Origin of the sequence: Hymenobacter siberiensis, from assembly GCF_018967845.1 — a bacterium.
Classification (GTDB): Bacteria; Bacteroidota; Bacteroidia; order Cytophagales; family Hymenobacteraceae; genus Hymenobacter; species Hymenobacter siberiensis.
The window spans coordinates 3,770,055-3,792,195 of the sequence record NZ_JAHLZZ010000001.1 but is presented as its reverse complement, the minus strand read 5'-3'; the positions used below and the strand labels follow the sequence as shown (position 1 = coordinate 3,792,195).

The following is a 22,141-nucleotide window of genomic DNA, read 5'->3' as shown; positions in this document are numbered from 1 at the left end:
GTCCTTATTCCTTATCCCCTGTTCCTTATTCCTTATGACGCCCCTCAAAACCATTGCCGTCGATGATGAGCCCCTGGCCCTGGGCCTGGTCGCGTCCTTCGTTCAAAAAACGCCGTTTCTGGAGCTGGTGGGCAAGTTTGGCAGCGCCGTGGAGGCCCTCAAGTACCTGCACGAGCACCCCGGCACCGTCGATTTGGCCTTCCTCGATATTCAGATGCAGGAGCTCAACGGCCTGGAGCTGGCCCGCGTGCTGGGCCCCACCGGCCCGCGGGTCATCTTCACCACCGCCTTCAGCCAGTATGCCCTCGAAGGCTACCGCGTCGATGCCCTCGACTACCTCGTCAAGCCCTTCAACTACGAGGAGTTTCTGCGCGCCGCCGGCAAGGCCCGCGCCTACGCCGAGCTCACCAGCCAGCACGCCACGGCCCCCGCCGCCAGCCCCGAGGAGGAAGAATACCTCTTCCTGAAAGCCGAGTACCAGCTGGTACGCGTGGCCCTCAGCGACATTCTCTATATCGAAGGCCTGAAGGACTACGTGAAAGTGCACCTCAAAAGCTCGCCCCGCGCCCTGCTCTCCCTCATGAGCCTCAAGGCGATGGAGGAAAAGCTGCCCGCCCGGCGCTTCATGCGCATCCACCGCTCGTTCATCGTGGCGCTCGATAAGATTGAGGCCGTGCGCCGTCTCACCGTCCAGATTGGCGCCATCACCATCCCCGTGGGCGACCAGTACAAAGAAGCCTTCCTGCAGTTCCTCAGCCGCTGGACCTGATGGGGGTGGGGTAGGCGAACCAAAATAGCGCGTCATGCTGAGCTTGTCGAACCATGACCGATGTACTCCCACCGCCGCCAGTGCGCCCTCGCCGAAGCCGTGATTCGGGGGCTGGGCCCGGTGCCCGCGCCTTGTACAGGCTGCCAGGCAAACGGCCGCGCCTGCGGCCATCAATGCCGCTTTCGCTTCCCCGTTTTCCCGTTAGCTACTGCCCGTTTTCCCGGGCCCAAGTCCTGTTGTTTCGTGGCCGGCCCGGCTGCCGGGCCGGGGCCACCCACCCAGTAGTTTTGCCGCTGCTGGCTGCCCCGGCCCACGTAGCCTCCGGCCCGAAACGACAGGCACCACTACACAAATGCCCCCGCCGCCGCGGGGGCATTTGTGGTGTTTAAGCAGCACCCCGGGCGGTACTCCCAATAGCAATCTGAAGTCAGCCGGGAGGGGCCGCGCCGAAGTGAAACCCTCGCGGTAGCGCCGGGCGTGCGCGCTAAGTGCCTGATTTGGGACTGATATGCTGTGTGGCGCTCATTCAAGGGGGATATAATGATTTAATAATTCGAATGAGTGGGTACTACTTGTGCTACTCTATACCTTTACACGTTCCGTGTCCACCCCGCGATAATTTGGTAAACCCCTAAAACACCCGTTTTTATGCGAAACATGTTTACTGTTTTTTCTGCGAGCCTCAGTCGTAGCGCGGCGCTGCTGTTGATACTTATGTTACCCCTGCTTGGGTGGGGACAGAGCACTATTTTTTCCGAGACATTTGGTACTCCCGGTGGGACTACACTCATTAGCGCCTATGCTACTGGCACTGCTCCCGCGACTTTTTCGACTAAAGCGCTTGGCTACACTTATTCTCAAGGCACGGCAACCAATCCTTCTGACATTCGGGCAACTTCTGTATCAAGTGGTTACTCTGGTGCCACGGGTAGCGGGAATACATTTTTTACCTCTACAGCAGGGGAATACGGCTTTGCAATTGGAAACATTAATACCAGCACATTCACTGGCTTGTCGCTTTCATTCGGACTTCGGAAAGAAGCTGCTGCTGCTTATACGTTCATTGTAGACTATTCTACGGATGGCACTACATTCACCCCTGTTACGGTAAGCGGCCTGCCAACAACTGGCGCTGCCATTGGTTGGTACGGAATTACAGGCGTAGCCCTTCCAGTGGGAGCGCAGTCCAGTATACTCACGCTGCGATTTCGTAAACAAGGTGCCACGGGGCTTCGCATCGATGATATAATCCTTTCTGGCACTTCAGGCGCACCTGTCGCTACCATCACCACCGGCACTCTCACGCCCGCCGGCAGCTTCACCACTACCCAAGGCACCGCCTCAGTAGCCAAGTCCTACACCTTAACCGGTAGTAACCTCACCGCCGCCCTGAATGTAGGTCCGTTCGCCGGCTACGAATTTTCGACGGATGGTTTTGCCACGGCCCCAGTCGCTTCGTTGAGCCTCACCCCCGACGCTACCGGCGCGGTATCGGCCACGGTATCGGTGCGTCTCACGGCTGCTACTACAGTTGCTGGTAGTCCTTATAGTGGCAATATTGCCAACGCTAGTACCGGCGCTACTACCCAAAACGTAGCCGTAACCGGCACCGTGAGTGCTGCCGCCACGGTCCCCACCGGTGTGAGCACTACGGCGGCCACGGCTATCACCAGTACTATGGCTACCACCGGCGGCAACATCACCACCAACGGTGGCACGGCCATTACGGCTCGCGGCGTATTGTATTCCACTACGGCCAATCCCCGCCTCGGCGGGGCTGGTGTCACCAACGTGCCCGATGCGGCTAACGCCGTGGGCAGCTTCACGAGCAACCTGACGGGCCTCACGGCCAGCACCACGTACTACGTGGCGGCCTACGCCACCAACAGCGTGGGCACCACCTATGCAACCGACCAGAGCTTTACTACCCTGGCTCCGGCCACCGCGCCCAGCGTGGCCACCACGGCGGCCTCGGCCATCACGGCCAGCACGGCCACGAGCGGCGGCAACGTGATGGCTTCGGGCGGTGCCACCATCACGGCGCGGGGCGTAGTATACAGCACCACTCCCACCCCGCAGATTGGCGGCACTGGCGTGACGCAGGTGGCCAATGCCTCGCCCGGTACCGGCACTTTCACCAGCAGCCTCACCGGCCTGAGCGGCGGCACTACTTACTACGTGGCCGCTTACGCCACCAACAGTGCCGGCACCGGCTACGGCACCGATGTGACATTTACCACCACGGCCCCAACCCTCACGGCCACCCCCGGCAGCCTGAGCGGCTTTTCGAACTACTCCGGCACGGCCTCGGCCGAGCAGACTTACGTCCTCGCCGGCAATGGCCTCTCGGCTCCGATTACCGTCGCGGCTCCTTCGGGGGTTGAAGTTTCGCTGACCACGGGCACCAGCTTCGGTAGCACCGTATCAGTGCCCGCTGCCGGCGGCACGGTGTATGTGCGCATTGCGGCTGCTACGCCGGTGGGTCCGATTAGTGCCATCATTACCAACGTGTCGGGTGCGGCTTCGCAGGATGTGACCGTGAGTGGCACGGTGCTTTCGCCGCCGCTGCTGGGTTACACCTTCCCAGCCACCAGCTCCGCTTCGCCCACCACCCAGGCCGCTAACGTAACAGGCAGCGTCTTTTCGCGGGCCACGAGCCTGACGAGCACGCAGGATACCCCGGACTTCCGTTCCACGGGCTTCCCCATTTCCACGGCTTCGCCGGCTGCGAACTCGGTTACCGGCTATTACCAGTTCACCTTCACGGCCGCTGCCGGCAACACTGCCAACCTGACCACGCTCATTGTTTCGGACCGTAGCTCCGGCACCGGCCCCACCAAGTGGGAGGTCCGCACCAGCCTCGATGGTTACACGGCTACTGTGGGCGCCGTTCAAACTAACCCCACCACCACCCTCACGCCCCGCACCGTGAACCTGACCGGTACGGCAGCCCTGTCGACCGTGACGGGCGCGGTAACCTTCCATATTTATGCCTACGGCGGCTCCAGCAGCGGCAGCGGCACCTTCGCCGTAGATGACGTAAACCTCTTTGGCTCGCTCACGGCCGGCACCCCGCCCGCTGCCGAGCCCACGGTGCAGCCCACCGTCACGGCTTCGGGCGCTACCACCACCACCGTGCTGCTCAGCCTGAGCGGCGGCGATGGCACCAAGCGCCTCGTGGTAGTGCGGCCCAACGCTGCGGCCGCTGCGGCTCCCGTTGATGGCACTATGTACACCGCCAATACCACCTACGGTACCACCACCGGCACCAACCCCGCCACGGGCACCAGCAACTTCGTGGTGATTGCCGATGGCAGTACCACCAGCCTCACCGTAACCGGCCTGGCCTCCGGCACGGCCTACAACGTAGAGGCCTATGCTTACAACGACAACGCCACGGCCGGCCTCGAAAACTACCTGGCCACCTCGCCGGGCACAGCCACCTTCACCACGCTCACCCCCCCGGCCATTACCTACACCTGGAATGGCACCGGCACCAGCTACAGCGCGGCTACCAGCTGGACGCCGCCGCGTGCGGTAACTGCCGCCAGCGACATCCTGCTATTCGACGGCACGGTGACCACCACGGCCAATGTGACCCTCGACTTCACCACCCCCGAAACCATTGCGGCCCTCAAGCTGCAGGGCGGCGTTATCGCTACGCTCAGCACCGATGCCAACCGTACCCTCAACCTGAGCGGTGTGGCTACCCCGGCCAACCTCGTAGTAGGTACTGCCGACTCGCTGCGCCTGTATAACACCGTAGCCAACATGGGCCTCACCATCCAGCTCGCTACGGGTGCCACGGCCAGTATCGACGGTGGAATTGCCGCCGATGGTTCGGCTTTCAGTTCCGGCACCACGCACAAGATTCTGGGCACCAGCGCCACTCCAAACGCTATTGTGTTCCACACGGGTAGCGCCATCACGGCTACCGCCAACTTTGGCGGCAATGTGTTTGGCAGTGCTATTGGCTTTGCTGGCACGGTACTGTTTGAGGCCGGGTCGAGCTACTTCCAGCAGGGGGGGGCTTCGCCGTTTGGCGCGGCCGGCACTAGTGCTTCGGTCACGTTCCAGAGTGGCAGCTACTACCGTTTCGTCCCCGCGATTCTGACTGCCCCTTCGTTCTCGGGCCGCACCTACGGCACCTTTGTCTACAATCCCGGCTTCACCACGGCCCCCACCACTTCGGGGGGCAATCCACTGGTGATTCGGAACGACCTGCGGGTGCTCACCGGCAGCCTGCCTATCAACCTCACTGGTAGCATTTCCATCAAAGGCGATATCAAAGTTGATGGCAACGCCATCCTTTCCTTCCTGCCGGCTTCCACGCCCACGGCTCCCCTACAGCTGAATGGCACCACCGTGCAAACCATCGGTGGCACCAATACCAGCACGACCGGCCTGGCCCTGGGTTCCAACGTAACGCTGCAAATCAACAACGCCCAGGGCGTACTGCTCCAGCGTCCGCTCACAGTGCCGGGTACTTTGCAGCTTACCAGCGGCAACATCACTACAGCGGCCATCAACCTGCTCACCCTGTCCAGTAACGCCACCGGTGGTAGCGCCACCAGCTTCGTGAATGGTCCGCTGGCCCGTGTAACGGATGTGGGCGCAGCCACCACGGTGTTCCCGGTGGGCAAGGGCACATTCTATCGCCCCATCACGCTCATTAGCACGGCCCAGGCTCTTGCTTCGACCTACACCGCTGAGCAGTTCGAAGGCAACCCCACCCGTACCCTGGCCCCGGGCAATGGGCTGGGCACCGCGCCTCTGGCCCGTGTATCGTCGAAGCGCTTCTACACCGTCACGTCCTCGAATACGGACCCGGGCAACTTCAGCGGCACTGTCACCCTCAGCTTCGGGGCCGAAGATTACGTGAACGTACCCAGCAGCACCGATTTCGTGATTGCTAAGCGCGACGCCACCGGCTCATTCGCCAACCAGTGGACCAACCTGGGCCGCTCCGGCAACACGGGTACCGATTCCGGGGCCGGCGGCCCCTCGGTGGCAGGCACGCTCACCTCCGCTTCGTTCTCTGATTTCTCCGACTTCGTGCTCGGGGCACAGAATGACCTGTCCAACACCAACGTGCTGTCGGCCATCAACCCGCTGCCCGTCGAGCTCACCGCTTTCAGCGCCCAGCGCCAGGCCGATAAGACGGTTTCGGTGAAATGGGCCACGGCCACCGAGAAAAATAGCGCCCGCTTTGAGGTGCAGCGCAGCGTCGATGGCCGCGAATTCGCCAAGCTGGCCACCGTAGCTGCCCAGGGCAACAGCATGAACCCCACAGCCTACGCCACCCTCGACAAGGCCGCCCCGGCCGCCAAGCTCTACTACCGCCTGCGCCAGGTCGACCTGGACGGCAGCAGCAGCTTTTCGCCGGTGGTCACGGTAGCCGGTTCCGGCGAAATCGCCAAAGTGGAGCTCTACCCCAACCCCGCCCACAGCCGCATCAGCTTCATCGCCGAAGCCGCCACGCCCTACCGCGTGCTCAACCAGCTGGGCCAGTCCCTGCTGCACGGCACTACCGAAGCCGGCACCGCCAGCATCGGTCTCGAAGCTCTGCCCACCGGCCTCTATTTCCTGGAGCTGCAAACCGCTGCCGGCCGCACCCTGCAGAAGTTTGAAAAGACCACGGATTAGCACGGATTTTAGCGGATTCCACGGATTTCGTGGACGTACGTCAAACTGTTTTAAGCAAATAAAAAAGGCTTGCCAGATGGCAAGCCTTTTTTATTTGCTGTGAGTGAGGATTGGAGTTTCCTCGGCAGCACAAAATCCGTGCTAATCCGTGCTAATCCGTGGTCAGACGGAGAAGCTTTCCCCGCAGCCGCACTCGCGCGAGGCGTTGGGGTTATTGAACTGGAATCCCTTGCCATTGAGGCCGTCGGAAAAGTCCAGCTCGGTGCCGGCCAGGTAGAGGAAGCTTTTCATGTCGACCACTACGCGCACGCCTTTGTCCTCGAATTCCTGGTCCATGGGACGCACTTCGTTATCGAAATCCAGCTTGTAGCTCAGGCCCGAGCAGCCGCCGCCAGCCACTGAGGCGCGCAGGCGGTAGGTATCGTCAAGATGCGCGTCTTCAATCAGGCGTGCTACTTTTTCTTTGGCTTTATCGGATACGGTAATCATGGCAGTAGGAGCGGAGCCGTTCAGGCTTGATGGAAAGTCGAATGGACCCGCAATTTAGACACATTATAAACAAGCGGCCGAATTTCTTTGTTCGCTCGCTCGCTAAACAATTCATCGAAGCCCTTAAGAGCTTGGGTTCAACACTACGCTAAACACGGTAATCGTGTTCAAATCGCGGTCGAAATAAAGCTTGTCCAGTGCCTCATATACGTTGTGTGCCCGGAAGTAGGACGTTTGCAGCTCCCGGTCGCCCCGGGCGCGCCATTGCAGCGTGTAGGAGCTTTCGGTATCGCGGTAGCTGCGCACGTAGGCCAGCATCTTTTCCAGGCACTCCACCTTGTCACGGCCGGTTTCGTAGCGAAACAGGAAGCTTTGCTGATGGCGCGGATTCACCGTAATCAAATCCAGTCGGGTCAGCCCTTCCAGCTCCCGGAACTCGAATTGTAGCTGCGTGGGCTCCAGCCCCAGGTACTGCCGAATCTCGCGCTCCAGTCGGGCAATGTCAAATTCGTCCATGTGTTAATGAAGAATGAGGAATGAAGAATGAGGAATTGAAGAACCAGCCGCAAGGCTAATTCTTCATTCCTCATTCTTCATTCCTCATTAAAAAAACTAGTGGTGCGCCAGCTCCAGGGCGGGCAAACCGTTTTTCACGCGGTAGTCCGAGATAGCCGACTTGATGGCATCTTCAGCCAGTACCGAGCAGTGGATTTTCACGGGCGGCAGGGCCAGCTCTTCCACAATCTCCATGTTGTCGATGGCCAGGGCCTCGTCGATGGATTTGCCCTTCAGCCACTCCGTGGCCAGCGACGACGAGGCGATGGCCGAGCCGCAGCCGAACGTCTTGAATTTGGCGTCGGTGATGGTGTTGGTGGCTTCGTCCACCTCAATTTGCAGGCGCATTACGTCGCCGCACTCAGGTGCGCCCACGAGGCCGGTGCCTACGTTCTTCTTGCTTTTGTCCAGCGTGCCCACGTTACGGGGGTTGCTGTAGTGGTCGATTACCTTATCGGAGTAAGCCATGATTTTGGAGTTATGAGTTAAAAGTTATGAGTTAGGAGTTGAAAAGCAGAGCCATGAGGGCAAATGAAAAACTCATAACTCATAACTTTTAACTCATAACTATTTTAGTGTTCCGCCCACTCGATTTTGCTCAAGTCGATGCCTTCTTGGAACATCTCCCACAGGGGCGACATTTCGCGGAGCTTGGTCACGGCCTCTTTTACATGGCCGATGGCGTAGTCGATTTGCTCGTCGGTGGTGAAGCGGCTCAGGCCGAAGCGCAGGCTGCTGTGGGCCAGGTCGTCGCTCAGGCCCAGGGCCTTGAGTACATAGCTGGGCTCCAACGAGGCCGAAGTACAGGCCGAACCGGACGATACGGCCAGGTCCTTCACGCCCATCATCAGGCCTTCGCCTTCTACGTATTTGAAGCTGATATTGGTAACGTGGGGCAGGCGGTGTTCTACCGAGCCGTTCACGTAGGTTTCCTCCATCGTCATCAGTTCTTTTTCGAGGCGGTCGCGCATCACGCTCAGGCGGGCAGCGTCGGCGGCCATTTCGAGGCGGGCCAATTCGCAGGCCTTGCCCAGTCCCACAATGCCGGGTACGTTGAGGGTACCCGAGCGCATACCGCGCTCGTGGCCACCGCCGTCCATCTGGGCGGTCACTTTCACCCGGGGGTTCTTGCGGCGCACGTAGAGGGCACCCACGCCTTTCGGGCCGTACATCTTGTGGGCCGTGAAGGCCATGATGTCGATGCCTTCGGCAATCACATCAACCGGGATTTTACCCACGGCCTGGGTGCCGTCCGTCATGAACAGGGCGCCGTGATTGTGGGCGATTTTGGCGATTTCGCGGATGGGGTTGATGGTGCCCGTCTCGTTGTTGCCGTACATGATGGTCACGAGAATGGTCTCGGGCGTCATGGCGGCTTCAAGGTCGGTGAGGCTGATGAGGCCCTGCTCATCAACGGGCAGGTAGGTCACCTTGCCGCCCAGCTTCTCGATGTGCTTGCAGGTATCGAGTATTGCTTTGTGTTCGGTGGTGGTGGTAATGACGTGGTTGCCTTTCTGGCTATACATTTCGAACACGCCCTTGATACCCAGGTTGTCCGACTCGGTAGCCCCCGAGGTGAAGATGATTTCCTTTGAGTCGCAGTTGATGAGCTTCGAAATCTGCTCGCGGGCGTAGTCCACGCCTTCCTCAGCGGCCCAGCCGAAGGGGTGGTTGCGCGAAGCGGCGTTGCCGAATACATCGGTCAGGTAGGGCATCATGGTATCCAGCACACGCGGGTCGAGTGGGGTGGTGGAGTTGTTGTCGAGGTAAATAGGGAGCTTCAGCATTGCGCGCAGCGGTATAGCAAAAAGATAAACCAATGAAAGCCTGGTCGGCTCTTAGAACACGGTTCGGGGGCAATCAGTTTTCTTTGGTCTCACAAAAGTAGACACAATCTAAATAAGGAAATGCGCCGACTTCCGGTAACGATGCAAAATGCGCGGTAAAACCCGCTTTTTTGCCCGGTAAGCGGCATTATCTCTTCCACACTCACCTCATGCTTATCAACCTCGAACATCTCGGCCTGGCCGTACACGACCTCGAAGCCGCCACCGAACTCTACACCAAACTGCTCGGCGCGGCTCCCTATAAGAAGGAGCACGTGGCCAGCGAGGCCGTTGATACCGTCTTTTTTCAGGTCGGCGGCTCAAAGATTGAGTTGCTGGCCGGCACTTCGCCGGACAGCGCCATCACGAAATTCCTGGCTAAAAAGCCCGAGGGCATTCACCACGTCGCCTTCGAGGTTGATGATATCCGCGCCGAGATGGCGCGGCTGAAAGAGGAGGGGTTCGTATTATTAAATGAGGAACCCAAGCGCGGGGCCGATAATAAGCTGGTGTGCTTCGTGCACCCCAAGAGCGCGGCCGGGGTGTTGGTGGAGCTCTGCCAATCACTGATTGCCGCTGATTAGCCGTGATTTCGCTGATTTCTTTCGGCGGTAATCTTTGCGGTTTGGTCATTAATTGAATTAGGAGATTGAAATTAATAAAAACAAAAAGCCATGATTTCGCGGGCAATAAAAACCCGGTGAAATCACGGTTAATCAGTGTAAATCAGTAATATGAACCGTTTCCAACAAGAAGTCGATGCTGCCGTTGACGCGCTGCTGCTCCAGCAGGTTATTCTGTACCCCACCGATACCGTGTGGGGCCTGGGCTGCGATGCCGAAGCCCTGCCCGCCGTGCAGCAGCTTTATAAGCTGAAGGGCCGCGAGGCCGGCAAGCCCAGCATCGTGCTGGTGGCCGATTTTGACATGCTGAAGCGCTACGCTGCCGAAGTGCCGGCCGAGCTGGAAGCCATGCTGGCCGCCGATACGCGGCCGACCACTTACATCCTGCCTGCTGGCCGGGCGGTGGCCAAGGAGCTGGTGGCCCCGGATGGCACCGTGGGCCTGCGCGTGGTGAAGGATGAGTTCTGCTTTAAGGTTGTGCGCCGGCTGGGGCATGGGTTGGTATCGACCTCTGCCAACAAAGCCGGCGAGCCGACCCCGGCGGTGTACACGGAGGTGGATGCCGCCATCGTGCGCGGGGCCGACCATGTAGTGAACTGGCGGCAGGACGATGCCACGCGCACCACGCCTTCGCGGCTGGTGCGGCTGGGCGCGGATGGCAAGCTGGAGGTGGTGCGGGCGTAAGTCGCCCTCCGCGTCACCCTCCTCCCCTGACCCCCTCTTTTTTGGAGAGGGGGTCAGGGGAGGAGGGTGACGCGGAGGGCGACACGCCGGGTTTTACCTTTGCGCCCATGAATATGCCTAAACTGCCCGACCTGCCCATTTTCCACACCATTGCCGAAGCGGCGGCCGAACTGGGCCAGCCGGCCTACGTTATCGGCGGCTATGTGCGCGATTTGGCGCTGGGCCGCGAGAGCAAGGATATTGACGTGGTGACCGTGGGCGATGGCATTGCCCTGGCCCAGGCCGTGGGCAATAAGCTGAAAGGTCGGGGCCGAGTGCAGGTATTCAAGAACTTCGGCACGGCCATGCTGCCCACCAAAGAGGCCGGCGACATTGAGTTTGTGGGGGCCCGCAAGGAGAGCTACCGCACCGAAAGCCGCAAGCCGGAAGTGCAGGCCGGGACTTTGGAAGAGGACCTGGCCCGCCGCGATTTTACCATCAACGCTCTCGGCCTGAGCCTGAATCCCGGAAATTTTGGCGAGCTAGTGGACCGCTACGACGGCATGAAGGACCTGGCCGGCAAAACTATTCGCACGCCGCTGGGGCCGGACGTGACGTTCTCCGACGACCCGCTGCGGATGATGCGCGCCGTGCGCTTCGCCTCGCAGCTAAACTTTGATATTGAGCCCGATACGTTCGATGCCATTATTCGGAATAAGGAGCGGATAAAGATTGTGTCGCAGGAGCGGATTACCACCGAGCTGAATAAGATTATTGAGTCGCCCACGCCGAGCTACGGGTTCAAGCTGCTGTTTCAGACGGGCCTTTTGCAGCTCATTTTCCCGAAGATGGCGCTGTTGTACGGCGTGGAAAAAGTGGGTGCCCACGCCCACAAAGACAATTTTTACCATACTCTGCAAGTGCTTGACAACGTGGCCGCCGCCGGCGGCGACCTGTGGTTGCGCTGGGCTGCCGTGCTGCACGACATCGCCAAGCCCGCTACCAAGCGCTACTTCCCCAAAGTGGGCTGGACGTTTCACGGCCACGAGGACAAGGGCGCACGCTGGGTGCCGGGCATCTTCACCGACCTGAAACTGCCGCTGGGCGAGGAGATGCGCATGGTGCAGAAGCTGGTGAAGCTGCACCTGCGCCCCATCGCCCTGGTAAAGGAAACTGTGACCGACTCGGCCGTGCGCCGCCTGCTGTTCGAGGCTGGCGAGGACATTGACCGGCTGATGCTGCTGTGCCGGGCCGATATCACCAGCAAGGACCACACCCGTAAGGAGCGATACCTGCGCAACTTTACGGAGGTGGAAGAGAAGCTGAAGGAGGTGGAGGAAAAGGACCACCTGCGCAGCTTCCGGCCGGTCATCACCGGCGAGATTATCATGGAAACCTTCGGGCTGAAACCTTCGCGAGCCGTGGGCGAGCTGAAAGAAGCCGTGATGGAAGCCATTCTCGACGGCATTATTAAAAACGAAATGGAGCCAGCCCTGGCCTTCCTGTTGCAGCAGGGGGCGGCCAAAGGACTGGCTCCGGAAGGAGGCCTCGTTCACTCACCAAACTAAGCCTGACTTCGTTTTCTGTTTTTCGTCGGGGGAATAGATGTTAATAGTACGGGTAAAGTTGCCTCGATAGCTATAACCCGGCCTAAATCTTCGGTGGGCTACAAACGTTTGATGCTGGACGCACCCACCGCGTCCACTTTCACGGTTGCGGGCTGGCCACTGTAGGCTATTTCGCTGGCACCCACGGCGTCGCCCTTCAGGCTTTCCGTCACGTTGAGGCGGGCTTTGCAGGCCCCGACGAGCGAAACTTTGGCAACGCGCGTTTTCAGGTTGGCCCCGGCCAGCTCGCAGGCCACGGCCGCGTTGAGGGTCAGGTTGTCGGCCTGGCCGGTGGCGGTGGTGCGGCAGGCCCCGGCGAGGTCAATTTTCAGGTTGGCGTAGTTGCCGTTCAGGCGCAGGTGGCTGGCGCCGGCCTGCTCGATGCGCATATTCTCCTGGCGGTCGAAGCCGCCGAGGTCGCCCTGCACCGCGCCGGCTAGCTCAAGATGGTCGATGGTAGGCATCTCGATGCGAATGAGGACTTTGTGGTCGGCATCGCCAAAAAACTTGCGGCTGCGGGAGGGTTTCACCACCAACTCGCCGCCGTTGCGCTCCACGCGCAGGTTATCGAGGGCGCTGTCATCGCCGCCGGTCTCAATCTTGAAGCTATTGCCGTGGCGCACCACCACCCGGTAGCCCCCGGCCACCGAAACGCGGGTGAAACCGGTTTCGTCGAAGGTGCGGCGGCCGCTACCATAGCTGCTCAAATCGGTATTGAAGCTGGGTGCGCCGCCGTAGTTCAGCGATAGGCCACCGCGGCTGTTGCCATCGCTGTTGTCGTTATTATCGTCGCTGTTGTCGTCGGCGCTGTCGCTGTCGTCGCTGTCGATATTGATGTTCACGTTCGAGTCGTCGTTGTTTTCGTCGCGGCCCAGCTGCTCGTTGGTGCAGCTGATGCACTCCAGCTTGTTGCCGCGCAGGCGGTAGCGGTGCTGCTCGGGGTCGCGGGGTCGGCGGTTGCCCACAAAATCATCCTCATCAAGCAGGTCGTTGGCAAAGTTGCGGCTGATGCGGAATGTGCGGTCGCGGGGCAGGCGCAGGGTTAGGCTCAGCTCCTGCTTGCGGTAGGCTGCCTCGGGCAGGAAGGAGAAATGGTCGTCGAACACCAGCGAGGAGTCGCCGCTGGGGCGCACCGTGTAGTTGATGGTGGTGAGGGCCGTGTTACGGGCCACTTCTTCGCTGGGGCCTTTGGCACTCAGGGTGCGCAGCACTTCCACCACTTTGCCGCTGTCGACGGCGGCGAGGCGCAGGTCGACGTGCTGCTCCCACTGGCGGTCTACGCGGCGCGAGTCGAACATGAGCACGGGCGAGGTGAGCTTGGGAAACTGCTCCAGCTGCTCTACTTCGGCATCGTACTGGTACTGGCGGCTCTGCTGGGCCACGCCGGCTACCACGCCCACAATGCTCAGCAGCCACAGGCCCAGCAGCGACAAGCCTACGGTCCGCGTCAGAATCGTGTGGCGGAACAGCAGGTTCAGCCCGCCCAGCAGCAGCCACAGGGCCGGAATGCCTGCGGCTAAAAAGCCTGCCAGCAGCGCCCAGCCGGGAATACCGTGCAGCATGACGTAGGCCGGGGCATCGCCCATCACAATGTTCTGCGAAGCGGGCAGCAGGCCAATGCCCGCCCCGGTGCATACAACCACGGCCAGCAGCAGGCCAAACCCTATGATGCTGAGCAGCACGCCCGCCGAAACCCGAATGGCCGAGCCCGCGAAGTTCACCAAAGGCCGCAGCCCACGGGCCGCATCTTCCACAAAGGCACCTACGGGGCGGTTAGTGGTGGCCGCCCCTTCCGTAAAAGCCGGGTCACGCAGGCTGCTGTCGAAGCTTTCCAGCGTCATCGCGCCGCCGCGCATCCGCAGCTTGTCCGAGACCGTTTTGGCCTCGGGCAATACTATCCAGAGAATAATGTAGAGCAGGAAGGTGAAACCTCCGGCAAAGAGGCCAGCCAGCAAAATCACGCGCACCAGCGTCACATCAATGCTGAAGTAGGCGGCCAGGCCAGAGGCCACCCCGGCTACCTTGCCCGTGCCGGTGTCGCGAAACAGGCGGCGGCCGGCCAGCGGGCCCGTGCTCAGCAGCGCCTCGGTAGGGGCGGGGGCATCGTAGCGCTTGGGCAGCAAAATCCAGAGCACCACGTAGGCAACCACCAGCCAGCCGCCAAAATCGACGCGCATGTTGTGGCGCGACCAGATACTGATAGCGGGCGAAAACACGGTGCCGAATATCAGCGCCAGCCGAATCCACAGCGGGTTCACCATGAAGTACTGCGCGATGCCGGCCGCCACGCCCGCCACCTTGCGGTTGGCCATGTCGCGGTACAGGCGCTTGGTTTCGCCGGGAGCCGAGGGCTCGCTGCTGTTGGCAAACGCACCTTCGGGACTAAACGGGCCCTTGCGACCAAAAGCGCCTTCGGGGCCGACAGTATCGCTTGAGGGAGCAGTGGCTTCTACCTCGTCGTCCTCATCGGCATCGGGAGCGAAGTCGCTCACACGGCCCATTTTAGCCGTCATGGCATTCACGTCATCGAGGCTGATGACCTGCTGCATGGGCGAGAGGCGGGCGGCGAAAAGCTCCGCGACGCGGCCTTCGATGTCGGTCACGATGTCCTGGTGGCCGCGGTAGCTGGCAAAGTGAGCTTTCACCTCGGCCAGATAGCGACTCAGAACGTCGAAACCGTCTTCCTCGATGTGGAAGATGATGCCTTGCAAGTTGATACTGATGTTCTTTTTCATGTGAAAGAAGGCCGAACGGGCCAATTGGATGCTGGTGAGTGAAGCAGAAAAAGAGGTAGGGTTAGCGGCTGTCGCCGGGTGGCCGGCTGTGGCGGATGATGCCCACCGAAGCAGCCATTTCCTCCCAGGTGTCGCGCAGCTCCGCCAGGAACTTACGGCCCTCCTCGGTGAGGGTGTAGTATTTGCGGGGCGGGCCGCTGGTGCTCTCCTTCCACACGTAGTCGAGCAGAGCAGCATTTTTGAGGCGAGTGAGCAGCGGGTAGAGCGTACCCTCCACCACTATCATGCGGGCCGAAGTCAGCTCCTCCAGCATGTCGGAGGCGTAGGCTTCGCCGCGGGCGATAATTTCCAGGATGCAGAACTCAAGGATTCCCTTGCGCATCTGAACCTGGGTGTTCTCGAGTTTCATGGGCGAGTAGGTTGACTAGTGGGTGACGAACAGTACAAATGTATGGTAGGTACTTTGTAACGCAAGGTACTGGATAAATAATTCCATCAAATCCAATTGAATATGATATTACGTATTGATTATCAGCGATAAAATTTCGATAATTAAGGCGGTGCCCCCCCAAAATACCTGCTTTTGCCTGGCTATGAGTGGGTAAAATGGTCCGTGCCTTGCCCGAACCTCGGCGTTGCGGGCCGTCAAAAGCCGGGCAACGCCACTTCTGCCGTTGGCCGAACAGCGCGTATCCGGCGGTTTGGCCCGAAATTCGCAGGGCCGGACGCACTATAATGAAGTAACTTGCGTTCCGTCCGCGCAAACTTTACTAGTCGCCTTTCTATGTCCCAATTTTCCTCTGTTGCCCGCGGGCTGGCCCTCGTGGGAGCCACCGCCGCGCTGGCCCTGCCGGCCGCCGCGCAGTCTACCAAAACGCCCAAGTACAGCAACGAATTTCTGAACATTGGCGTGGGGGCCCGGGCCCTGGGCATGGGCAAAGTGCAGGTGAGCCTGGCCACCGACGCCACCGCCGGCTACTGGAACCCCGCCGGCCTCACCAACCAAACCCACAAGTACGACGGCGTACTGATGCATTCCGAACTGTTTTCGGGGGTGGTGAAAAACGACTACGCCGCTTTCTCCATGCCCATCGATGATAAGAGTGCCTTGGGTGTGAGTGTGTTGCGCCTTGGCGTAGACAACATCGCCGATACCCGCGCCCTGGTAAACGAGTACGGTTACGTCGACTACAGCAAGATTGAGTACTTCTCGGTGGCCGACTACGCGCTGCTGCTTTCCTACGCCCGCAAGCTGGGCGTGGAAGGCCTGAGCGTGGGCGGCAGCGGCAAAATCATCTACCGCAACATCGGCAAGTTTGCCCACGGCTACGGCTTTGGTATTGATGCCGGGGTGCAGTACAACCACAAGGGCTGGAACATGGCCCTGATGGCCCGCGACATCACCACCACGTTCAATTCCTGGAACATCAACTCGGCCGAGTACGTGAAGGGGCTGAACAGCAACGTGGCTATCAAGTCGGATTCCATCCCGAAAAACAGCACCGAAATCACACTGCCGCGCTTCGTGCTGGGTGTGGGCCGTCGCTTCGACCTCCCCAAGCAGTTCTCCGCTCTCGTCGCCGTCGACCTGGAGGCCACTACCGATGGCCAGCGCAACACCCTGGTTTCCAGCAAAACCGTGAGCGTGGACCCGCGCCTGGGCGTGGAGTTGGGCTACAAGAACCTCGTGTTCCTGCGTGGTGGGGCTGGCAACTTCCAGAAAATCAGCAGTGTGGTTGACCAGTCCCTGCAGTGGAAGGGCCAGTACAGCCTTGGGGCCGGCGTAGCCGTGAGCGGACTGCGCATCGACCTGGCGCTCTCGCGCCTGGCCGTAGAGAAACTGGGCAGCGCGTCCCAGACCAACTCCCTGATTGTATCACTGGGCTACGGCTTCAAATAGCAGCCCAGGTTGGTAAATAGCTGCATAGGTGCCTGATGGATAGTATTGTAAATAGATGAATTTTCAAAATAGAATGAATAAAAAGTACACGTATTCGACGCGGCGATGGGTAGTGCTGTTGATGTGGGTGGGATTGTGGCTGAGCAGTACTACCGCCCAGGCCCAGTCCGGCCCGGTGGGCAATGAGTGGATTGTGCCCGGCCAGACGTACTATAAAATGAAAATAGTGCGGGATGGATTATATAAAATTGATTATCAGTACCTGACCCAAGCCGGTATTACCGGCGTGGTGCCCAACGAGCTCCAAATCTGGCGGCGCGGCCGGGAAATTGCCACCTACGTGGGCGGCAGTCGCACCACGCTGGATGCCACTTCTTTCATCGAATTCTACGCCGTGCACAACGATGGCCGGCTCGATGCGGAGCTCTATAAAAACCCCGCTGACCAGCCGCATCAATACTTCAGCCTGTACACCGATACGGCCAGCTACTTCCTGACCTGGCGCGCCGGCACCGCCGGTCGCCACATGCAGGAGCCGGTAGCAGCCGGCGGCACCGTGCATCCCACCAGGATGCTGAATACGCTGGATTTGAAGCAGAAATATTTCGTCGACCTGCCCCACGAACAGTATACTTATCTGCCATGGTTTGAAGCAGGCGAAGGCTTCGTGATGGATTATGTGCACGACGAAGTCACCGATACCATTGTAGCCTCGGTGAACCCAGTAGCGAGTACGACTGCGCCGCGGGTGGAGGTATCGCTGTTTGGCGCTTTTGACAATGCCATCCGTTCCGGGGGCGGGGGCGTACAACACAATACGCAGGTATATGTGGTGCCCCCGAGCGGTACCCCGCGCCTACTGGGCACCATGAGCTATAGCGGCTTGGTGCGTATCCGGCGCATCTTTCAAATCCAGGCTTCCGACATTAGTAACCGGGGCAAGATTACCATCAAGCTGAAAGCGCAACTGCCGCTGGCCGCGAATGACTACTTTTTCCTGAACTACATCCGCACGGTGGTACCTCAGGCTAATGCCTGGCCAGCCGGTGGGCGCAGTCTTGCTTTTGAAAACGACTCGTTGCTAACAGGCCCGGCCACGTACGAACTACTCGGCGTACCGGCCACAGTGGCGGGTTTCGATATTCAGGATTTGTACAACGTGCAGCGTGTGACCAGCACAGTTGGGTCTAGCGCCAGCCTTAGCCGCTTTATTTTTCCCGGGGCCAATGCCTCGGCCACGCACCGGCTACTGATGAGCGACGAGGCCTACCTGCTGGTGCCGTCGGCCGCCCGCCGCGTACGGTTCCGGGTTATAAACCCTGCACTGGCCAACTTCGTTATCATCACCCACCCGCAACTGATGCGGCCAGCAGGCACAGTGCCCAACGCGGCTCTTGAATATGCCAAATATCGTGCTTCGACTGCTGGCGGTCATTATGATACGCTGATGGTGACTAGCCAGCAACTGTATGATCAGTTTTTTTATGGTGAGAAAAATTGGCTGGCCCTGCGCCATTTTTCGCGGTGGCTGGCCGCCGCTAGTCCAGCTGGTAGCAACCGCTTTTTGATGCTATTAGGCAAAGGAATAGTACCCAGCGAACCTGTAGGCGGGGGCAGTGTCCTGAACTACGTGGCCCGAAGCGGGGAGTTTGGTCTGGACCTCGTTCCCACCAGTTCCCGTTCCGTATCGGATAACCTGCTGACGGCCGACTACTTCAACAACGATTTTGTGGCCCGGCTGCACACTGGCCGCCTCACCGTGACCACTCCGCAGCAGATAATGAACTACCTGAATAAGGTAATCGACCAAAATGCGCAGAATCTGGAGCCCCTGGGGTCCCAGCCGTGGCGCAAAAATGTGCTGCACTTGGTGGGAGCTAAGGATGCCGGTGAAGCAATTGAATACAAATCGTATATGGACGCTGCGAAGGCCCGGGTCGAGCGGCCGCTGTTCGGAGGGCACGTCGAAACGGAGGTCCGGAACACGCCGCTGCCGGTTGCCGTTGATATTTCGTCCCAGCTAAATGCTGGCGTTTCATTGATTTCTTATTTCGGGCACGCGGGTTCCACCGCTTTTACGTTGAACTTTGGCATGCCGTCCACTATGCCAGCTTTTACCAATTACCGCAAGTATCCATTTTTATTTCTGACTGGTTGCTTTGCCAATGCCACCTTCACCAGGTCCGCTACAGTGGTAGAAGACTGGCTGTTTGCCGACCGCAAGGGCGCACTGGGCTCGCTGGCAGAATCGGGTTTCAGCTACGCTACTCCCTTGAGTATTGCCCAGGACACGCTTTATAAACTCCTTTTCAACGACCCGGCCTGGTACGGTAAGCCTATTACGGTAGTACACGACGAGGTGGTGCGCCGCCTGCAAAGCTCTTTCACGCAGGACTACGAAAAAGAACAGCTGCTGTGTACCGGCTGGCAGGGTGACCCTACCCTGAGCCTGTACGCGCCGCCACTGCCCGATTTCATTGCCAGTGCGGCCAGGCTGTCCATTGTGCCCGCTCCGGGCCAGACCGTAGTGCGGGCTGATTCGCACGACTTTGTGCTGAACGTAGGTGTAGCCAACCCCGGCAAAATTCCCTACGAGCCGTTGGAAATTCGGGTAACGCGGAAGTTTCCCGCCGCCCTGAACCGAGCCGACTCGGTGTTTAGCTTCACCCGGCGGGCCGCCTGGGGTCCCGATACTACCTACGCCCTGCCCATGCGCAACAGCGTGGGAACCAGCGGTGGCAGCACGTTTGTGGTGATGCTGGACCCGAACAACCGGATTGCGGAATCCAACGAAAACAACAACTCTGCCCAAATCGATTATACTTTTCTGAGCGGGGGCGTTTCGATACTGAACCCCACGGAGTTTGCCATCGCCGGCTCGAACCAGCCCCGGCTGGTGGTGCAATCGAACAACCTGCTGGGCGCACAGCGCGACTACGATTTCGAGATTGATACCGTGGCCACCTTCAATGGAGCCGTGCAGCGCACCACCATAACGGCGGGCCTGCTGGCGGAGTGGACGCCCACGCTGCCCGCCCGCCTGGGCCAGCGCGACAGCTTGGTATGGTACTGGCGCGCCCGTTTCCACACCCCGGGGACCGGCGAAAGCGGTGATTGGGCCACGTCCTCGCTGCGCGTAATTCCGGGTAGCCCCGGCGGCTGGTCGCAGAGCCACTACACGCAGTTCCGGCAGGATACGCGCATCGGCGTAGAAGTGAAGGCCCCCACCAAGCGTTGGGAGTTTGCCGCCACGCGGGTGCCGCTGGTGTTGCGCACGCAGGGTGGCGGCCCTCTCCGCAGCCTGCCCAACTTTGTTTCCCTGAGCGGGGCGGGTATTTACATTCGCACGGCGGCGGGGCTGCCCTCCGTGTACGGGTGTGGTGTGCGCTCGCCCAACCTGCTGATTGCCGTGTACAACGGGGCTTCGCTGCTGCCGGTGGCCATGCCGGCCAGCTACCAGCGGTGCGGGCAGGCTCCGGATAATTTCTACTACTTCTCGGCGGCCGACCCGGCCAACGGCAACACGCCGGTCGATACCCTCGACAACCTGAACTACAGCGCTATTCGTCAGCAGCAGCTCAGTGCTTTCCTGACGGATATTCCGGCGGGCTCCTATGTGGCCGTGGTATCGGCCAACCGCCTGCGCTACACCTTGCTTCCGGCGGCCCTCAAAACCCGTCTGCAAACCCTGCTGGGCTCGCAGCTCATCGGCCGGCTGGCCGATGGGGAACCTCTGGCCCTGCTCGGCCAGAAGCTCACGGCCACTACCGGCCGCCTGGTGCACGAAATTGGACCGGATGCCAGCAGCACCATTGCCAAAAATATTCAGACCATTGTGTTGCGCGACACCTTGCAGCTGGCCAGCTCTTCGGGCCGCATCCTTTCGATGCGTATTGGCCCGGCCAAGCAGTGGACCAACCTTTACAGCACCATTCGCAACCTCACGCCCAATGGCCAGCACACGCTGAGAGTGGTGGGTATCGACTCGCTGGGCCACGAAACTGTGGTGCTACCCAATGTGACGGCCGCCGTGCAGCCGCTGACCACCCTGGTTTCGGCCAAAGCCTATCCCTACCTGCGCCTGGAGTTGGCCCTGTCCGACGCCGTGACCCGCATTCCGCCGCAACTGGAGCAGTGGCTCGTCACCTCGCAGGGTGTGCCCGAAGGCGTGGTGCGGCGCGACCTGGCCACTGCCGCCGACTACGACCCGGCCAAATTTGCGCGGCAGGCCGCCGACTCGGCCTACATCAGCTTTCCGGTGAAATTTGAGAATATTTCGGATGCGCCCTTTGCCGCGCCGCTCATCACCCGTGTGAACCTGCGCTCAACCGGTACGGGCCAGCCGATAGCCAAGTCGATAGATCTGACCACGCGCACGGTGCTGCTACCGGGCCAGACGCTGACCATCCCCGTCAAGCTTGACATGACCAACCAGTTCGGCACCTTCGTGACGGAAGTGGTAGTGAACCCCCGCCTCCAGCGCGAGCAGAACTACGCCAACAACGAGCTGTCGCTGCCCGCCTTCACGGTAACAGACCGCAACGTGCCCCCGACCCTCGACGTGGCTTTCGATGGCCGCCACATCCTCAACGGCGAGCTGGTATCGGCGATGCCCATCATCAACATTCAGCTCAACGACGAGGACAAGTTTCGCCATATCACCGATGCCTCGTTCTTCACGGTATTGCTGCAACGCCCTGGCCAGACGGTGCCCGCCGTGCTGGATGTGAACAGCAACAGCTTCCATTTTAGCGTCGACCAAACCAACGGCAGCGTGGCCAAGCTCACCTATGAGCCTGGCAAAACCGGCCCGCTACCCGATGGCATGTACACCCTGGAAGTGCAGGGCCGCGACGCCAGCAATACCAGCGCCGGAGCGCAAAACTTCCAGGTGAAGTTTGAAGTGGTGAACGCCTCGCAAATCTCCAACGTGTACCCGTACCCCAACCCGGTGGTGAGCAAGGCCCGCTTCGTATTCACCCTGACGGGCCAGGAGCTGCCCCGCAACATGAAAATCCAGATTGTGACCCTCACGGGCAAGGTGGTGCGCGAGATTTTCATGAACGAGCTCGGCCCGCTGCACATCGGCAACAACATCACCGATTTCGCTTGGGACGGCACCGACACCTACGGCGACCGCCTCGCCAATGGCACCTACCTCTACCGCGTGGCCCTCGACGACCCCGGTGCCCAGTTTGGCCACCGCGCCACGGGCGGCGACAAAGCTTTCAAAAACGACTGGGGCAAGCTGGTGCTCATGCGGTAAATGGTGAACTGGTGAGGTAGTGAACTGGTGAGTTTGATGTTCCATTAGCGCTAATGGAACAT

Annotated in this window: 13 protein-coding genes; 7 read left to right on the top strand and 6 right to left on the bottom strand. The window is 60.1% G+C overall.

The window, feature by feature from the left end; genetic code table 11:
• Positions 1-34 precede the first annotated feature (34 nt).
• Together KQ661_RS16545 and KQ661_RS16540 are read left to right on the top strand one after the other, a co-directional pair.
• Entirely contained in the window at positions 35-769 is a 735-nt protein-coding gene (locus KQ661_RS16545) for a LytR/AlgR family response regulator transcription factor (RefSeq protein WP_216727528.1), read from the top strand.
• 1,173 nt (positions 770-1,942) lie between these two features.
• Positions 1,943-6,415 carry a T9SS type A sorting domain-containing protein gene (locus KQ661_RS16540; protein WP_216727527.1) on the top strand — a complete coding sequence of 1,491 codons (4,473 nt, stop codon included), beginning with the start codon at positions 1,943-1,945 and terminating at the stop codon, positions 6,413-6,415.
• Between the two features lie 162 nt (positions 6,416-6,577).
• Here KQ661_RS16540 and KQ661_RS16535 read toward each other — a convergent pair whose 3' ends face one another.
• From KQ661_RS16535 to KQ661_RS16520, 4 genes are all read right to left on the bottom strand, one after another.
• Positions 6,578-6,904 carry a HesB/IscA family protein gene (locus KQ661_RS16535; protein ID WP_070728920.1) on the bottom strand — a complete coding sequence of 109 codons (327 nt, stop codon included), beginning with the start codon at positions 6,902-6,904 and terminating at the stop codon, positions 6,578-6,580.
• Between the two features lie 123 nt (positions 6,905-7,027).
• Positions 7,028-7,420, bottom strand: coding sequence for a hypothetical protein (locus KQ661_RS16530; protein WP_216689335.1), 393 nt, complete (start codon positions 7,418-7,420; stop codon positions 7,028-7,030).
• A gap of 96 nt (positions 7,421-7,516) precedes the next feature.
• The gene (gene iscU / locus KQ661_RS16525) at positions 7,517-7,927 is read right to left on the bottom strand and encodes a Fe-S cluster assembly scaffold IscU (protein WP_046244756.1); all 411 of its coding nucleotides are present in this window, start codon (positions 7,925-7,927) and stop codon (positions 7,517-7,519) included.
• Between the two features lie 104 nt (positions 7,928-8,031).
• Positions 8,032-9,246, bottom strand: a complete 1,215-nt coding sequence (locus tag KQ661_RS16520) for an IscS subfamily cysteine desulfurase (protein ID WP_317196124.1) — start codon at positions 9,244-9,246, stop codon at positions 8,032-8,034.
• Between the two features lie 209 nt (positions 9,247-9,455).
• Here KQ661_RS16520 and mce point away from each other — a divergent pair, with 209 nt between their 5' ends.
• From mce to KQ661_RS16505, 3 genes are all read left to right on the top strand, one after another.
• On the top strand, positions 9,456-9,869 hold the full coding sequence (mce, locus tag KQ661_RS16515; RefSeq protein WP_216727526.1) for a methylmalonyl-CoA epimerase: 414 nt from the start codon (positions 9,456-9,458) through the stop codon (positions 9,867-9,869).
• Between the two features lie 150 nt (positions 9,870-10,019).
• The gene (locus tag KQ661_RS16510) at positions 10,020-10,592 is read left to right on the top strand and encodes an L-threonylcarbamoyladenylate synthase (protein ID WP_216727525.1); all 573 of its coding nucleotides are present in this window, start codon (positions 10,020-10,022) and stop codon (positions 10,590-10,592) included.
• A 107-nt stretch (positions 10,593-10,699) separates the two neighbouring features.
• The gene (locus KQ661_RS16505) at positions 10,700-12,139 is read left to right on the top strand and encodes a CCA tRNA nucleotidyltransferase (RefSeq protein ID WP_216727524.1); all 1,440 of its coding nucleotides are present in this window, start codon (positions 10,700-10,702) and stop codon (positions 12,137-12,139) included.
• A 98-nt stretch (positions 12,140-12,237) separates the two neighbouring features.
• Here the strand turns inward: KQ661_RS16505 and KQ661_RS16500 are convergent, their stop codons facing one another.
• Together KQ661_RS16500 and KQ661_RS16495 are read right to left on the bottom strand one after the other, a co-directional pair.
• On the bottom strand, positions 12,238-14,913 hold the full coding sequence (locus tag KQ661_RS16500; protein WP_216727523.1) for a PspC domain-containing protein: 2,676 nt from the start codon (positions 14,911-14,913) through the stop codon (positions 12,238-12,240).
• 61 nt (positions 14,914-14,974) lie between these two features.
• Entirely contained in the window at positions 14,975-15,322 is a 348-nt protein-coding gene (locus tag KQ661_RS16495) for a PadR family transcriptional regulator (protein WP_168673967.1), read from the bottom strand.
• Between the two features lie 375 nt (positions 15,323-15,697).
• Here KQ661_RS16495 and KQ661_RS16490 point away from each other — a divergent pair, with 375 nt between their 5' ends.
• Together KQ661_RS16490 and porU2 are read left to right on the top strand one after the other, a co-directional pair.
• Positions 15,698-16,813 carry a putative type IX sorting system protein PorV2 gene (locus tag KQ661_RS16490; protein WP_216689330.1) on the top strand — a complete coding sequence of 372 codons (1,116 nt, stop codon included), beginning with the start codon at positions 15,698-15,700 and terminating at the stop codon, positions 16,811-16,813.
• A gap of 73 nt (positions 16,814-16,886) precedes the next feature.
• Positions 16,887-22,079 carry a putative type IX secretion system sortase PorU2 gene (porU2, locus tag KQ661_RS16485; protein ID WP_216727522.1) on the top strand — a complete coding sequence of 1,731 codons (5,193 nt, stop codon included), beginning with the start codon at positions 16,887-16,889 and terminating at the stop codon, positions 22,077-22,079.
• The last annotated feature ends 62 nt before the right edge of the window (positions 22,080-22,141 follow it).

Coding starts and splice junctions, on each gene's coding strand:
- KQ661_RS16545 (WP_216727528.1), top strand. CDS start 35: ATGACGCCCCTCAAAACCATTGCCGTCGATGATGAGCCCCTGGCCCTG.
- KQ661_RS16535 (WP_070728920.1), bottom strand. CDS start 6,904: ATGATTACCGTATCCGATAAAGCCAAAGAAAAAGTAGCACGCCTGATT.
- KQ661_RS16530 (WP_216689335.1), bottom strand. CDS start 7,420: ATGGACGAATTTGACATTGCCCGACTGGAGCGCGAGATTCGGCAGTAC.
- iscU (WP_046244756.1), bottom strand. CDS start 7,927: ATGGCTTACTCCGATAAGGTAATCGACCACTACAGCAACCCCCGTAAC.
- KQ661_RS16520 (WP_317196124.1), bottom strand. CDS start 9,246: ATGCTGAAGCTCCCTATTTACCTCGACAACAACTCCACCACCCCACTC.
- mce (WP_216727526.1), top strand. CDS start 9,456: ATGCTTATCAACCTCGAACATCTCGGCCTGGCCGTACACGACCTCGAA.
- KQ661_RS16510 (WP_216727525.1), top strand. CDS start 10,020: ATGAACCGTTTCCAACAAGAAGTCGATGCTGCCGTTGACGCGCTGCTG.
- KQ661_RS16505 (WP_216727524.1), top strand. CDS start 10,700: ATGAATATGCCTAAACTGCCCGACCTGCCCATTTTCCACACCATTGCC.
- KQ661_RS16500 (WP_216727523.1), bottom strand. CDS start 14,913: ATGAAAAAGAACATCAGTATCAACTTGCAAGGCATCATCTTCCACATC.
- KQ661_RS16495 (WP_168673967.1), bottom strand. CDS start 15,322: ATGAAACTCGAGAACACCCAGGTTCAGATGCGCAAGGGAATCCTTGAG.
- KQ661_RS16490 (WP_216689330.1), top strand. CDS start 15,698: ATGTCCCAATTTTCCTCTGTTGCCCGCGGGCTGGCCCTCGTGGGAGCC.
- porU2 (WP_216727522.1), top strand. CDS start 16,887: ATGAATAAAAAGTACACGTATTCGACGCGGCGATGGGTAGTGCTGTTG.